Origin of the sequence: Streptomyces sp. KR55 (genome assembly GCF_052245645.1) — a bacterium.
GTDB lineage: Bacteria > Actinomycetota > Actinomycetes > Streptomycetales > Streptomycetaceae > Streptomyces > Streptomyces flavusporus.
This window is the reverse complement of record NZ_JBQQCE010001000.1, coordinates 1-662: the sequence shown is the minus strand read 5'-3', so window position 1 is coordinate 662 and position 662 is coordinate 1. Positions and strand designations below refer to the sequence as shown.

General features: G+C 79.5%; 1 pseudogene. It reads left to right on the top strand.

What is annotated here, in order from left to right:
- Positions 1–662: pseudogene (locus tag ACTWQJ_RS52015) on the top strand (hypothetical protein); the annotation flags it as partial.

Genomic DNA, 662 nt, shown 5'->3' with positions numbered 1-662 from the left:
CCCGGCAGGATCTGCACCCCGACCCGCACCCGCGCCCACACCCGGGCTCCGGCCCGGCAGCGCCCCCCGGCGGTGAGACGCACGCCGGATTCGGCGTAGGACACCTCGACGGCGTACCGGCCGGCGAGGGCCGCCGCAAGGGCACCCCGCTACGGGGTATGGACGTACCGCAGGGCGTGCGCAGGCGCGGAGGACTCACGGCGTGGGCGCGGCGGCTGGCGGGTGGGCGGGCCGAGCAAGGAGCGACCGGACGACGCGGGGTGTACGACGCCGAAGCGGCCGCTGGAGCGGCGGGGCCCGCCACCGGGGCCACGGCACCGGAGACATGGCCGGACCCGGCGGCCCTGCTGCTGACGGCCCTGGGACCGGGGCCGCGGCTGTGGGAGCGCGGGCCGGGCCATCCGGAGGCGCTCACCGTGCGGCTCGGCACGGCCGACCGGGCCGCGCCCGACGGTTCCGGACTGCTGCCCGCGGTGCCGGTGACCGCCGACCTGCGCGAGGCCGGGGCGCTGGGCCTGGCCGGGCCGCGCCCCCGACTGGCCGGGCTGGCGCGCGCGGTGCTGGCCCAGCTCGCCGCTCTGCACGCGCCCGATGCCCTGGAAATCGTCCTGATCAGCACGGACCGCTCGCGCTCCCTCGAGGAGCGCACCGCCGAGTGGTCC